This window comes from Microbispora sp. CA-102843, assembly GCF_050936215.1.
Classification (GTDB): domain Bacteria; phylum Actinomycetota; class Actinomycetes; order Streptosporangiales; family Streptosporangiaceae; genus Microbispora.
Window position 1 is genome coordinate 1,545,201 of record NZ_JBNJNF010000001.1, and the last position, 12,348, is coordinate 1,557,548.

13 protein-coding genes are annotated in these 12,348 nt (G+C 72.3%); 11 read left to right on the forward strand and 2 right to left on the reverse strand.

What is annotated here, in order from left to right; all coding sequences use genetic code 11:
- Positions 1–13: 13 nt before the first annotated feature.
- A complete protein-coding gene (locus ACQEVJ_RS07165) occupies positions 14–247 on the reverse strand; it encodes an Lrp/AsnC family transcriptional regulator (protein ID WP_030506047.1) in 234 nt (77 codons plus the stop codon).
- A gap of 65 nt (positions 248–312) precedes the next feature.
- Between ACQEVJ_RS07165 and ACQEVJ_RS07170 the strand changes: the two genes are divergently transcribed.
- The 3 genes from ACQEVJ_RS07170 (at position 313) to thiD (ending at position 3,793) form a co-directional block, all read left to right on the forward strand.
- Entirely contained in the window at positions 313–1,263 is a 951-nt protein-coding gene (locus tag ACQEVJ_RS07170; RefSeq protein WP_433112609.1) for a thiamine-phosphate kinase, read from the forward strand.
- Between the two features lie 70 nt (positions 1,264–1,333).
- The gene (locus ACQEVJ_RS07175) at positions 1,334–2,818 is read left to right on the forward strand and encodes a hypothetical protein (protein WP_433098403.1); all 1,485 of its coding nucleotides are present in this window, start codon (positions 1,334–1,336) and stop codon (positions 2,816–2,818) included.
- 177 nt (positions 2,819–2,995) lie between these two features.
- Positions 2,996–3,793 carry a bifunctional hydroxymethylpyrimidine kinase/phosphomethylpyrimidine kinase gene (thiD, locus tag ACQEVJ_RS07180; protein WP_433098405.1) on the forward strand — a complete coding sequence of 266 codons (798 nt, stop codon included), beginning with the start codon at positions 2,996–2,998 and terminating at the stop codon, positions 3,791–3,793.
- Between the two features lie 93 nt (positions 3,794–3,886).
- Here the strand turns inward: thiD and rpmB are convergent, their stop codons facing one another.
- Positions 3,887–4,072: a 50S ribosomal protein L28 gene (gene rpmB, locus ACQEVJ_RS07185; protein WP_079312702.1), complete on the reverse strand. Its 186-nt coding sequence runs from the start codon at positions 4,070–4,072 to the stop codon at positions 3,887–3,889.
- 206 nt (positions 4,073–4,278) lie between these two features.
- On the opposite strand from rpmB, the gene ACQEVJ_RS07190 reads away from it, so the two are divergent.
- The 8 genes from ACQEVJ_RS07190 to mutM all read left to right on the forward strand — a co-directional run bounded on the left by ACQEVJ_RS07190 (position 4,279) and on the right by mutM (position 12,308).
- On the forward strand, positions 4,279–5,847 hold the full coding sequence (locus tag ACQEVJ_RS07190) for a DAK2 domain-containing protein (RefSeq protein WP_433098408.1): 1,569 nt from the start codon (positions 4,279–4,281) through the stop codon (positions 5,845–5,847).
- Between the two features lie 36 nt (positions 5,848–5,883).
- Positions 5,884–8,046, forward strand: a complete 2,163-nt coding sequence (gene recG / locus ACQEVJ_RS07195; protein ID WP_433098410.1) for an ATP-dependent DNA helicase RecG — start codon at positions 5,884–5,886, stop codon at positions 8,044–8,046.
- 397 nt (positions 8,047–8,443) lie between these two features.
- Positions 8,444–9,013: a 16S rRNA (guanine(966)-N(2))-methyltransferase RsmD gene (gene rsmD, locus ACQEVJ_RS07200; protein WP_433098412.1), complete on the forward strand. Its 570-nt coding sequence runs from the start codon at positions 8,444–8,446 to the stop codon at positions 9,011–9,013.
- 17 nt (positions 9,014–9,030) lie between these two features.
- Complete coding sequence (gene coaD, locus ACQEVJ_RS07205; RefSeq protein WP_139580059.1) at positions 9,031–9,507, forward strand: pantetheine-phosphate adenylyltransferase; 477 nt, start codon at positions 9,031–9,033, stop codon at positions 9,505–9,507.
- Positions 9,508–9,577: 70 nt separating this feature from the next.
- Positions 9,578–10,132 (forward strand): YceD family protein, encoded by a 555-nt coding sequence (locus tag ACQEVJ_RS07210; RefSeq protein WP_433098414.1) that lies wholly within the window; start codon positions 9,578–9,580, stop codon positions 10,130–10,132.
- Between the two features lies 1 nt (position 10,133).
- Entirely contained in the window at positions 10,134–10,313 is a 180-nt protein-coding gene (gene rpmF, locus ACQEVJ_RS07215) for a 50S ribosomal protein L32 (protein ID WP_030506036.1), read from the forward strand.
- Between the two features lie 353 nt (positions 10,314–10,666).
- Complete coding sequence (gene rnc, locus ACQEVJ_RS07220) at positions 10,667–11,416, forward strand: ribonuclease III (RefSeq protein WP_433098416.1); 750 nt, start codon at positions 10,667–10,669, stop codon at positions 11,414–11,416.
- A gap of 16 nt (positions 11,417–11,432) precedes the next feature.
- Positions 11,433–12,308 carry a bifunctional DNA-formamidopyrimidine glycosylase/DNA-(apurinic or apyrimidinic site) lyase gene (gene mutM, locus ACQEVJ_RS07225; protein ID WP_433098418.1) on the forward strand — a complete coding sequence of 292 codons (876 nt, stop codon included), beginning with the start codon at positions 11,433–11,435 and terminating at the stop codon, positions 12,306–12,308.
- Positions 12,309–12,348 lie beyond the last annotated feature (40 nt).

The following is a 12,348-nucleotide window of genomic DNA, read 5'->3' on the forward strand; positions in this document are numbered from 1 at the left end:
GCTCGTGCTCCGCTCAGATGTGGACGATTGGACACGTCAGTGTACGGGTGATGCCATGCACGGCCTGGATCTGGGCCACCACGAGCTTGCCGAGTTCGTCCACGTTGTTGGCCTGCGCGCGGACGATCACGTCGTAGGGGCCGGTGACATCCTCGGCCTGTGTCACCCCGGGGATGGAGGAGATCTCCTCGGCCACGTTGGCGGCCCTGCCGACCTCGGTCTGGATAAGGATGTAGGCCTGCACCATGACGTCCTCCGGGTAGAGATCAGTGCCGGAGCGTAACCGTACCTCGAATGCACTAGGGGTGTGCTATCACAGTCGGAGATCTCGGCGAATTCGGAGTAATTCAGCGGATATCGGGACGCCTTCCGCGGACCGCGGCCGTACTTCTGGGCCCCGGCGACGACGCCGCGGTCCTGAAGGCCCCCGACGGGCGCGTTGTCGTGAGCACGGATCTACTGATCGAGGGTAGGCACTTCCGCCGTGACTGGTCGAGTGGCTACGACATCGGCCGTAAGGCGGCGGCACAGAACCTTTCCGACATCGTTGCTATGGGCGCCGATCCCACCGCCCTCGTGGTCGGTCTGGGACTGCCCGCGGACGTCGGCACCGACTGGCTGGACGCCCTGACCGACGGCTTCCGCGACGAGTGCGATCTGGTGGGGGCGACCGTGGCCGGGGGCGACATCGCCCGCTCGGAGATCGTCGTGCTCGGCGTGACCGCACTGGGCGACCTCGGTGGCAGGGCTCCGGTGACCCGGTCCGGCGCGCGTCCCGGTGACGTGGTCGCGGTGGCGGGCCGCCTCGGGCACGCCGCGGCCGGCCTGGCCCTGCTCGGGGCGGGGGTGACCGGTGGCACCTCGGATCTTGTGACCCTGCTCGAGGCGCACCGCCGTCCCCGGCCGCCGTACCCCTGCGGCCCGCGGGCCGCGCTGCTCGGCGCGACGGCGATGCTCGACGTCAGCGACGGCCTGCTGCAGGACCTGGGGCACGTCGCCGACGCGAGCGGTGTGGCCCTCGAACTGGACACCGGCGCCCTGCCCGTGCCGGAGGCGCTGTCCGCGGCGGCGCGCGAACTCGGCGCCGACCCCCTGGAGTGGGTGCTGACCGGCGGTGACGACCATGCACTGGCCGCGACCTTCCCTCCCGAGGTACCGCTGCCGCCCGAATGGACGCGTTCAGGGGTGGTCACGGAGGGTCGCGGGGTGCGGGTCGACGGACAGACCTGGACCAAAGGGGGATGGGATCACTTCCGTGCATGATGTGAAATTTGTGACATAGGTGTATTAGATCTGTTATTAAGTATGGCGGTCGGCAACAGGAAGGACCGTCATGGGCCGTCACACGGCAGGACGCAAGGCGCGGGAGGGACAGCCCTCCCCGGTTCAGGACGACCCTCCGGAGGGGGCCGCCGGCCCGGACCACCTGGCCTTCCGCCCTCCGGCGACGCCGATTGACACCCCGAATCCCCTTCCGGGGATCGGCCACGCCGGGCCGCGGCCGAGCGGCGGGGACGCGCCCTGGCCGGCGCCGCCTCCGGAGACGACCGGTGCCAGTGTGACAACCGGCGGCGCTGTGCCGTGGCCCGTGCCGCCCTCGGAGGCGACGACCCGGATGTTCGCCGCGCTGTCGCCCGAGAGCCTGGAGTCCGAGAGCCTGGCATCGTCCGAGCGTCCGGCACCGTCCGAGCGTCTGGTGTCGTCCCGGGGCTCCGACGGGGGCCGCGGCTCTTCCGGGCAGGGCCGGGACGACCACGCGGAGCGGCCGAGGCGCCTGCGGCGGCTGGCGCTCGTCTCGGGGTTGTCGGTGCTGCTGGCCGTGGGTGTCACGACCGGCGGCGCACGGCTGATCGCCGGGCGGACCTCCCTGACGATGGAGCAGCCGACGACGGCCTGCCCGATCTCCGAGAACTGCGCCGCCACGGGCGGGCCGTACGGAGCGCCCGGCTCCGGCGAGGCCCTCGGCGGCACGCCCGTCCCGGGTGATCCGACCGGCGACCCGGTCGAGGACGGCCAGGACCGGTCAGGCCAGGAGGACTCCGGCACGACCGGTGCCGGGCAGGACAAGGGCCGGAGCAACGGGCAGAGCGGCACAGGGCAGGGCGACACCAGGCAGAGCGACACAGGGCAGGGCGGGTCGGCGGCCCCTCAGGCCACACCGGGTCCCACGGCGACCTCGAAAGGCCAGGATCGCGACCACACGTCCGCCCGTACGCGCACCCCGTCCACCTCCGCCCCGCGCGCGTCGACTCAGGCGTCTCCGCGGGTGGACGATGCTCCCGCCGCCGTCACGGACGCCGTGGGCGACACGGCGCCCGGCGAGACCGCGCTGGACGACGGCAAGGACACCGGGAACACCGGGAACACCGGGAACACCGGGAACACCGGGAACACCGGGAACAGCGGGAACAGCGAGGACGCCGCGGGCACGGCCGACGCCGGCACGACCGGCACGGACAGGGCGCGGACGGAGTCCGCGCTCGCCGGCGGCGGTCCGGCCGTACGGGTGCGGTTCACGGTCACAGGGCGTGACGAGGGCGGGTACGCGGCGCGGCTCGCCGTACGCAACGAGGGACCGGCCCTGCCCGCCTGGACCATCCGGCTGGCCGTCGGCGGGCAGGTGACGGCGGTCGAGGGGGCGGGCTGGCGGCAGCAGGGGAACACCCTGACCCTGAGCTCGGAGACCGCGCTGGGCGAGGGCGGCACGCTGACGCTGACCATCCACGCCGACGGCGCGTCGGCCGCACCCGCCGACTGCGTGCTCGCCGAGGGGCGATGCGAGGTGACCGGCCCCGGCTCGTCCAGGCGTCGCGACTGACCTGCCCTGATCGGTTCCGCCCGGCCGGGCGTGGCGTCGAGGCGGCCGTGACCGCCCCGGCCGACCTGCCCTGATCGGGTCCGGCCGGCTGTGCGGGCGGCGTCGATCGGTCCTCACGGCCCCTCCGAGGATGGGGCGTTTTCGGGGGAGCGGTGGGCATTTTGGTTGGATGGTCGTATGACCACCCCACCACGTGTTCTCACCATCGCGGGCTCGGACTCCGGCGGCGGCGCCGGCATCCAGGCCGACCTGAAGACCATGCTGGCCCTCGGCGTGCACGGCATGAGCGTCATCGCGGCCGTGACGGCGCAGAACTCACTGGGCGTGCAGGGCTACTGGGAGCTGCCCCCCGAGGCGGTGCGGGCACAGCTCGACTCGGTCCTCGGCGACATCGGAGCCCAGGCGATCAAGACGGGCATGCTGGCGTCGTCCGTGCTGGTGGAGACCGTCGCGGAGGTGCTCGCGGGCGTGACCGCGCCCGTCGTGGTGGACCCGGTCGGCGTCTCCAAGCACGGCGACAGCCTGCTCGCGGCGGAGGCCGTGGAGACCGTCAAGGGCCTGCTGCTGCCGACCGCGACCGTGGTCACCCCCAACCTGTGGGAGGTCGAGCAGCTCACGGGCGTCAAGGTCGAGGACGAGGACGACCTGCCCCGCGCGGCCGAGGCCGTGCTGGCCCTCGGCCCGAAGTGGGCGCTGATCAAGGGCGGCCACCTCCCCGGGGAGCCGGTGGACCTGCTCACCGACGGGTCGAGCGAGCACCGCTTCACCGCCGAGCGGCACGACAACCGGCACACCCACGGCACCGGCTGCACGCTCGCCTCCGCGATCGCGTCGTACCTCGCTCTCGGCGAGGACGTGCCCGGCGCCGTACGGCGGGCCAAGGAGTACATCACGGGCGCGATCGCGCACGGCTTCCCTCTGGGCGCGGGCATCGGCCCCGTGGACCACGGCTGGCGGACGCGGGCGGACGCCTGAGCGGGCGCCTCGGCGCTCTTCCCAGGGTTTCCCTCACAGGAACACGAGAGCCCGCCACCGATCCGGTGGCGGGCTCTCGAGGGAGTCAGACGGTCAGCGCGAGACCTTGCCCGCCTTGATGCAGGAGGTGCAGACGTTCATCCGCTTCGGCGTCCCGTTGACCACCGCGCGCACGGTCTGGATGTTGGGGTTCCAGCGGCGGCGAGTCCGGCGGTGCGAGTGGGAGATGTTGTTGCCGAAAATCGGCTTCTTGGCGCAGACGTCGCAGACGGAAGCCACGGTAATCGCTCCTTTGAATCAGTCGATCGGCCCGGCGCCGGTGCAGCGGCTCGTCCGAGCAATGCCGGGACAACCGGCTGGCCACACGAGGATATCCGATGTTCACCGGTGCACGCCAAACGGGACTCCGGCGAACGGGGATAGTCTCGTACCCGCCAACGGTAGCGCATCGAGGGGCTGGAGCGCGCGGAAGGAAGGTCGGCCGGATGCTCAAGGTGCTCGATCCCCCCGCGGTGCGCCGCTGGTCCCGCCACTGCGCGGCGGCCCTCGGCCGGGCCAGGGCGGAGATCGACGCGCTCAACGTGTTCCCCGTGCCCGACGGGGACACCGGCACGAACCTGCACCTCACGATCCTGTCGGCGGCCGAGGCGGTCGACGCGCTGCCCGGCGACGCGGACGCGGGCGCCACGTGGGAGGCCCTGACACGTGGGGCCCTGCTCGGCGCGCGGGGCAACTCCGGGGTGATCGTCAGCCAGGCCGTCAGGGGCATGGGCGAGGTGCTCGGGCGCGCGCCGGGAGGCGGCGCCGACCTGCGTGACGGCCTGACGAGGGCGGCCGAGATGGCCAGGGCGGCGGTCGTCCGGCCGGTGGAGGGCACGGTGCTGAGCGTGCTGTCGGCCGCGGCGCATGCCGTACGCGACGCGCCCGACGACCTGGCCGAGGTGGCCCGCCGGGCGGCGGACGAGGCGCGGCGCGCCCTGCGCCGTACGACGGGGCAGCTCGGCGTGCTGTCCCGCAACGGCGTCGTGGACGCGGGCGCGGCCGGGCTGGTAGTCATGCTGGAGAGCCTGGCCGAGGTGGTGACCGAGGCGTACAGCGAGCGGCACGAGGTGCCGGCCCCCGCCGCGCGGATCGCGCCGGAGGAGCTCGCACGGCAGGACGCGGGCGGCCCCGGTTACGAGGTCATGTACCTCCTGGACGCGGACGAGGTGGACGAGCTGAGGGGCGAGCTCGACGCGCTGGGCGACAGCCTGGTGATCGTCGGCGGGGAGGGCCTGTGGAACGTCCACGTCCATGTGGACGACGCGGGCGCGGCGATCGAGGCCGGGCTGCGGGCCGGGCGCCCGCATCGGATCAAGGTGACCTACCTCGGGGGACGGCCGCACGAGCCGGGCCCGGCGAGGGGCGTCGTCGCGGTCGCCGCCGGGGACGGACTGGCGGCGCTGTTCCGGGAGGCGGGAGCGGTGGTCGTGCGGCGTGACCCGGGGTCGGCCCCGACGGCGGCGGCCCTGCTGCGGGCCGTCCGGGAGGCCGGGGCCGAGGTCGCGGTGCTGCCCAACGACGCCGCCGTGCACGACGTCGCCGTGGCCGCCGCGGAGATCGCCAGGGAGGAGGGCGTGACGGTCAGCGTCCTGCCCACCCGGGCGTCGGTGCAGGGCCTGGCCGCGCTGGCCGTGCACGACCCGCTGCGCCGCTTCGACGACGACATCGTGGCGATGACGGACGCCGCCGGGCACACCCGCCACGGGCACGTGTGGGTGGCCGACCGCGATGCGATGACCAGCGCGGGGATCTGCCGTCCCGGCGACGTGCTCGGGGTGGTGGACGGCGAGGTCGCGCTGATCGGCGCGGACCTGGCCGCGACCGCGGTCGAGGTCGTCCGGCGCCTGGTCTCCGGGGGCAGCGAGATGGTCACGGTCGTCACCGGCGCCGGCGCGCCCGAGGCGCTCCTGCCCGCCGTACGCGACCACCTGGAGCGCGCCCGCCCGGACCTGGAGATCGTCGTGTACGAGGGCGGGCAGGGCGGCTATCCCCTCCTGATCGGCGTCGAGTAGCCGGATTGTCGGCCAGTACGGGTAGTAATTGGTGTCGTGACGAGCTTCGACGAGCCGCTCAAGAAGGTGGTCGGCAGGTCGGCCGCCCCGCTGGAGAGCGCGCTGGGCATCAGCACGGTCGGTGAACTGCTGCGCCACTATCCGCGGCGGTACGCGCAGCGGGGGGAGCTGACGCCCATCGCGTCACTGGAGCACGACGAGCACGTCACCGTGGTCGCCAAGGTGTCGTCCGCCGTCCGCAGGCCGATGAAGAACCGGCAGGGCACCTGGCTCGACATCGAGGTGACCGACGGCAAGGAGAAGCTGCACCTGGCCTTCTTCGGCAAGGGCGCCTACGTCGCCGAGCAGCGGCTCACCCCGGGCACCGAGGCGATGTTCTCCGGCAAGGTCGGCGTTTTCGTCGGCGGGAGGACCAGGCGCGTCTCGCTCACCCATCCCGAGTACGAGTCGTTCGACGAGACGGAGGAGACGGCCGAGGAGTTCGCCTCCGCGCTGGTGCCGATCTACCCCTCCGCGCAGGGGCTGCCGAGCTGGAAGATCCGCCGGGCGGTGCGCACGGTGCTCGACGTGCTCAGCCTGGACGACCCGGTGCCCGCCGAGATACGGGAGCGGCTGGGGCTGCTGCCGATCGAGGAGGCGCTGCGGCGCGTCCACCGGCCCCGCAGCCAGGCGGACGTCGCCCGGTCGCACGACCGGCTGAAGTTTGACGAGGCGTTCGTCCTGCAGGCCGTCCTGGTGCGGCGGCGCATGGCCGCGTCCGCCTGGCTCGCCAGGGCCCGCCCCGGGCGCGACGACGGGCTGCTGCGTGAGTTCGACAAGCGGCTGCCGTTCCAGCTCACCGACGGGCAGCGGCAGGTCGGCGAGGAGATCGCCGCCGACCTCGCCCGCGAGCACCCCATGCACCGGCTCCTGCAGGGCGAGGTCGGCGCGGGCAAGACCGTGGTCGCGCTGCGCGCGATGCTCCAGGTGGTCGACTCCGGCGGGCAGGCCGTGCTGCTCGCGCCCACCGAGGTCCTCGCCCAGCAGCACCACCGGTCGATCGTGAACATGCTGGGTGATCTCGCGGCCGGCGGGATGTTCGGCGGGACCGCGGTCGCGCTGCTCACCGGCTCGATGGGGGCCGCCGCGCGGCGCAGCGCGCTGCTCGACGCGGCCTCCGGCACGGCCGGCATCGTGATCGGCACCCACGCCGTGCTGCAGGAGCACGTCCAGTTCGCCGACCTCGGGCTGGTCGTGGTCGACGAGCAGCACAGGTTCGGCGTCGAGCAGCGCGACGCGCTGCGTGAGAAGGGCGGCGGCGGTCGTCCCCACGTGCTGGTCATGACGGCGACGCCGATCCCGCGCACGGTCGCGATGACCGTGTTCGGCGACCTGGAGGTCTCCACGCTGTCCCAGCTGCCATCGGGCCGGGCTCCGATCACCACCCACGTGGTGCCCGCCGCGGAGAAGCCCCACTTCCTCGACCGCGCCTGGCAGCGGGTCCGGGAGGAGGTCGGCCTGGGCCGCCAGGCGTACGTGGTGTGCCCGCGCATCGGCGACCAGGAGGGCGACGAGGGCGACCTGGCGAAGGACGACGACGAGCGCAGGCCGCCCCTGGCGGTGCTCGACGTCGCGCACACGCTCGGGGAGGGGCCGCTGGCCGGGCTGCGGATCGAGGCGCTGCACGGCAAGCTCGCGCCCGAGGACAAGGACGCGGCGATGCGGGCCTTCGCCCGGGGCGAGATCGACGTCCTGGTCGCGACCACGGTCATCGAGGTCGGCGTCGACGTTCCCAACTCGTCGGCGATGGTCATCATGGACGCCGACCGCTTCGGCGTCTCCCAGCTCCACCAGTTGCGCGGCCGGGTGGGCCGGGGCGGCCTGCCCGGACTGTGCCTGCTCGTCAGCGAGGCCCCGGAGGGCACCCAGGCGCGCCGCAGGCTCGACGCGGTGGCCGAGACCCTCGACGGCTTCGAACTGTCCCGTGTCGACCTGGAGCAGCGCCGGGAGGGCGACGTGCTCGGCGCCGCCCAGTCGGGGCGCAGGTCCTCGCTCAAGCTGCTGCAGCTTCTGCGCGACGAGGACGTGATCGAGGCCGCCCGGGCCGAGGCGACCGCCCTGCTGTCCGCCGATTCCGAGCTGTCGGCCCATCCGGCCCTGCGTGCCGAGATCGACACCATGGTCGCCGACGAACGCGCCGAGTTCCTCGAAAAGGCGTGACCGCCGTCCCCGCCCGCGGCGCCCCGCGGCATGCGCGGGGACTCAGCGGCATGTAACGGGGGCGGGAAAGTGAAACGGGCGCCGTGTGAACACGACGCCCGTTAAGGACCCAGGGCCCAGCCTTGGGACGGCCTCCCCCCGAATGCCGTCCCCGGCTGGGCCCGCCCTCGGGTCAGGTGCCGAGGGCGCCGACGTGCGGAAGGGCTCACGATCACGCCGGCCGGCCTTCCCCTGGGTCACCGTGAAGGCCGCAGAACTCATGATGCGCATGTGACGGAGCCCGCGATACGGCTCTTACTCATTCGTCGCCGCCGCTTGCCCACTCTTGACCTGTGCGATCTTCCCGGCCCTCCACCCGCCGTGCCGGGAAGGCCGTCGCGGGCGGGACAATGAAGGCGTGACGCGGGTGATCGCAGGGACGGCGGGGGGACGCAGGCTGGCCGTCCCGCCGGGGAGATCGACCAGGCCGACGAGCGACCGCACCCGGGAGGGCCTGTTCGCCACCGTCGGCTCCTCGCTCGGACCGCTGGACGGGGCCAGGGTCCTCGACCTGTACGCCGGGTCGGGCGCCGTCGGGCTTGAGGCGCTGAGCAGAGGGGCCGCCCACGCGTTGCTGGTCGAGTCGGACGCCAGGGCCGCGCGCACGATCAGGGAGAACATCGCGTCTCTCGGGTTGCCGGGGGCGGCCCTCCGGGCCGAAAAGGTCGAGCGGGTGGTGGACCGGCCGTGCGAGGAGCCGTACGACTTCGTCTTCGCCGACCCGCCCTACGCCGTCACAGACGAGGCGGTCTCCCGGGTGCTGACGGCGCTGCGCGACAACGGCTGGCTGGCGGAGGGCGCGCTCGTGGCCGTCGAGCGGGAGTCGAGGGGTAAGGACCTGGTGTGGCCCGCGGGCTTCACGGAAGACAGGGTCCGTCGATACGGCGAAGCGGCCGTTTGGTACGGTCGCGCAGCCGGGAACCCGTGAATCTATGGGGGTGCGCCTTGCGTCGCGTCGTCTGCCCGGGATCGTTCGATCCCGTGACCAACGGACATCTGGACATCATCGGCCGGACGTCACGGCTGTATGACGAGGTCGTCGTGGCTGTGCTCATCAACATCGAGAAGCACAGCCTGTTCACCGTCGACGAGCGCATCGAGATGCTCCAGGCGGTGACGAAGGAGTACGGCAACATCCGCGTGGAGAAGTTCCACGGCCTGCTGGTCGACTTCTGCAGGCAGCAGGGGATTCCGGCCATCGTGAAGGGCCTGCGGGCGGTCAGCGACTTCGACTACGAGCTGCAGATGGCCCAGCTCAACTACCGGATGTCCGGCGTCGAGACGCTGTTCATGTCCACCAACCCGGAGTACTCGTTCCTGTCGTCCAGCAGGCTCAAGGAGATCGCCCGGTACGGCGGGGACGTCTCCGGCCTGGTCCCCGACCTCGTCCACCAGCTGCTCGTGGAGCGGCTCAGAGGCTGAACCGGGGCTGGTATTCTTTCCTTTCAGCCTTGCACGACGGCGGTGATTCGCCATGCCTAATGAGAGCAGGATGAGTCTGCACAGCCTCGATCCCCGAGCCCCCTGGGTGATCTCCACCCACGACCTGGGGCGCCGACCGGGATCGATGCGCACGCTCAGCCCGGTCCTCCCGGCACCGGCGGACCTCGCGGTCGGAATGATCGGCGTTCCCAAGGACGCTGACGTCGAGCTGGACATGCGGCTCGAGGCGGTGATGGAGGGCGTGCTCGTCACGGGCACGGCGCGGGCTTCCCTGACGGGAGAGTGCTCGCGCTGCCTGGACCCGTTGACCTCGGAGATCGAGGTCGACTTCCAGGAGCTCTACTTCTACTCGGCGGAGGACGCCGGAGAGGACGATCTGCTCCTCGACGGCGAACTGCTCGATCTCGAGCCGGTATTCCGTGACGCGGTGGTGCTCGCACTGCCGCTGAGCCCGGTGTGCGGTGATGACTGCCCCGGTCTTTGCACGGAATGCGGGATCAGGCTGGCGGAGGCCGGCCCTGACCACCGGCACGAAACGATCGACGCCCGCTGGGCGGCGCTGCAGGGTTTGGTTGTGGAACAGGAAGACGATCAGGAGGGTTGACGTGGCCGTCCCCAAGCGGAAGATGTCGCGGAGCAACACCCGCGCCCGCAGGTCCCAGTGGAAGGCGGCGGCGGTCGCACTCGTGAGCTGCCCGCAGTGCCGCTCGCCCAAGCGCCCGCACGTGGCGTGCCCGACCTGCGGCACCTACAACCGCCGTCAGGTCGTCGAGCCGTCGGCCTGATCGCGCGTAGAGCTGCCTCACGAGCGCGGATCCAGATGGATGCATCGCAAGGCGGAGGAGGAGCCCGTAGCGGAGCTACGGGCGACGACGACGTAGCGAGGCGCCATCTGGGCCGCGCGTAGCCGTCGGGACGCCGGCCGGATCGTCAAGGCGAGCCGGTCGGCGTTACCGTGCTTCACAGGAACGTGCGGTGGCGGTTGGACGGTACGCACCGACATGCACGCCCGCGGTCGTGGTGGACGCCGGGGCCATCGGCTCCCGGCGGACCGGCGTCCACCACGCCTTCGGGCCTTCGGCCGGCCCATCTGCCTCCCGTGCACGGCCCTGCCTGCACTAGGAGTTGGGAGGATTTCATGGCCGCGCCGTCTGTAAAGCCCGTGCCCGTCGAGGTCGCCAGAGACGAGCTGTACCAAACGCTGGACGTCAGGCTCAGCACCGGCATCCTGGAGCGGGCGCTGACGCACCGCTCTTACGCGTACGAGAACGGCGGGCTGCCGACGAACGAGCGCCTGGAGTTCCTGGGCGACTCGGTGCTGGGTCTCGTGGTGACGGACACGTTGTTCCGCAACCACCCGGACCTGCCGGAGGGCCAGCTCGCCAAGCTGCGCGCCGCCGTGGTCAACATGCGGGCGCTCGCGGACGTCGCCAGGACGCTCGACCTCGGCAAGTACCTGCGGCTCGGCCGCGGCGAGGAGGGCACGGGCGGCCGGGACAAGTCGTCCATCCTGGCCGACACGCTGGAGGCCCTGATCGGCACGGTCTACGTCGACAAGGGCCTCGACGAGGCGTTCCGCGTCGTCCACCTGCTGTTCGACCCGCTCATCACGCGGTCGGCGTCGCTCGGCGCCGGGCTCGACTGGAAGACGTCCCTGCAGGAGCTCACCGCGGCCGAGATGCTCGGCGTGCCGGAGTACCACGTGGACGAGAGCGGTCCCGACCACGCCAAGTCGTTCTCCGCCATCGTGCGGGTGGGCGGCAAGGAGTACGGGAAGGGCTCAGGGCGCAGCAAGAAGGAGGCCGAGCAGCAGGCGGCCGAGGCGGCCTGGACCGCGATCCGCGCGCTGCGCGACGCCCGCGAGGGCGCCGGCCCCGTGCACGCCTGAGCCCGGGAGACGGCGCATGCCCGAACTGCCCGAGGTCGAGGTCGTCCGCAGGGGCCTGGAAAGCTGGGTCGCCGGCCGGGCGGTGGCCGCGGCCGAGGTCCTGCACCCCCGGGCGGTCCGCCGCAACGTCGGCGACCTGCCCGCCCAGCTCAAGGGCCGCACGCTGGTGTCGGCCGAGCGGCGCGGCAAGTACCTGTGGCTGCCCCTGCGGGACGGCGGCGAGGAGGAGCCCGGCGAGGCGCTGATCGCCCACCTCGGCATGAGCGGCCAGCTTCTCGTCGTGGACCCGTTGTCGCCCATCGAGAAACATCTGCGCGTGCGCATGGGCTTCACCGACGGCGGCCTGGAGTTACGCTTCGTCGACCAGCGCACCTTCGGACACCTCCTGGTGGCGCCCATGACCGCCGGACGGGGGCGGCCCGTGCCCGAGCCGATCGCGCACATCGCCGCCGACCCGCTGGAGGACGCCTTCGACGACGCGGAGTTCGCCGTACGGCTGCGGCTGCGCCGTACGGGGATCAAGCGGGCGCTGCTCGACCAGTCGCTGATCAGCGGGGTGGGCAACATCTACGCGGACGAGGCGTTGTGGCGCGCGCGCCTGCACTGGGCGCGGCCGACGGAGACGCTGACCCGGCCGAAGATCGCCGAACTGCTTGCGGCGGTCCGCGCGGTCATGGCCGAGGCGCTGGGGCAGGGCGGCACCTCCTTCGACAGCCTGTACGTGAACGTGAACGGCGAGAGCGGCTACTTCGACCGCTCGCTCGCGGTCTACGGCAGGCGGGACGAGCCCTGCCGCCGCTGCGGGACGCCGATCCGGCGGGAGGCGTTCATGAACAGGTCCTCCTACAGCTGCCCGAAGTGCCAGCCCCGCCCGGGGAACGCCCGTCCGTAGACCCCCGCCTGTGGCGGCCGGAGTCGATCTGGATACTTGT

What these genes read in the sequence shown, in the direction of transcription:
- mutM (WP_433098418.1), top strand. Translation starts at nt 11,433, where the DNA reads ATGCCCGAACTGCCCGAGGTCGAGGTCGTCCGCAGGGGCCTGGAAAGC.
- rnc (WP_433098416.1), top strand. Translation starts at nt 10,667, where the DNA reads ATGGCCGCGCCGTCTGTAAAGCCCGTGCCCGTCGAGGTCGCCAGAGAC.
- ACQEVJ_RS07175 (WP_433098403.1), top strand. Translation starts at nt 1,334, where the DNA reads ATGGGCCGTCACACGGCAGGACGCAAGGCGCGGGAGGGACAGCCCTCC.
- ACQEVJ_RS07190 (WP_433098408.1), top strand. Translation starts at nt 4,279, where the DNA reads ATGCTCAAGGTGCTCGATCCCCCCGCGGTGCGCCGCTGGTCCCGCCAC.
- thiD (WP_433098405.1), top strand. Translation starts at nt 2,996, where the DNA reads ATGACCACCCCACCACGTGTTCTCACCATCGCGGGCTCGGACTCCGGC.
- ACQEVJ_RS07165 (WP_030506047.1), bottom strand. Translation starts at nt 247, where the DNA reads ATGGTGCAGGCCTACATCCTTATCCAGACCGAGGTCGGCAGGGCCGCC.
- ACQEVJ_RS07210 (WP_433098414.1), top strand. Translation starts at nt 9,578, where the DNA reads ATGAGTCTGCACAGCCTCGATCCCCGAGCCCCCTGGGTGATCTCCACC.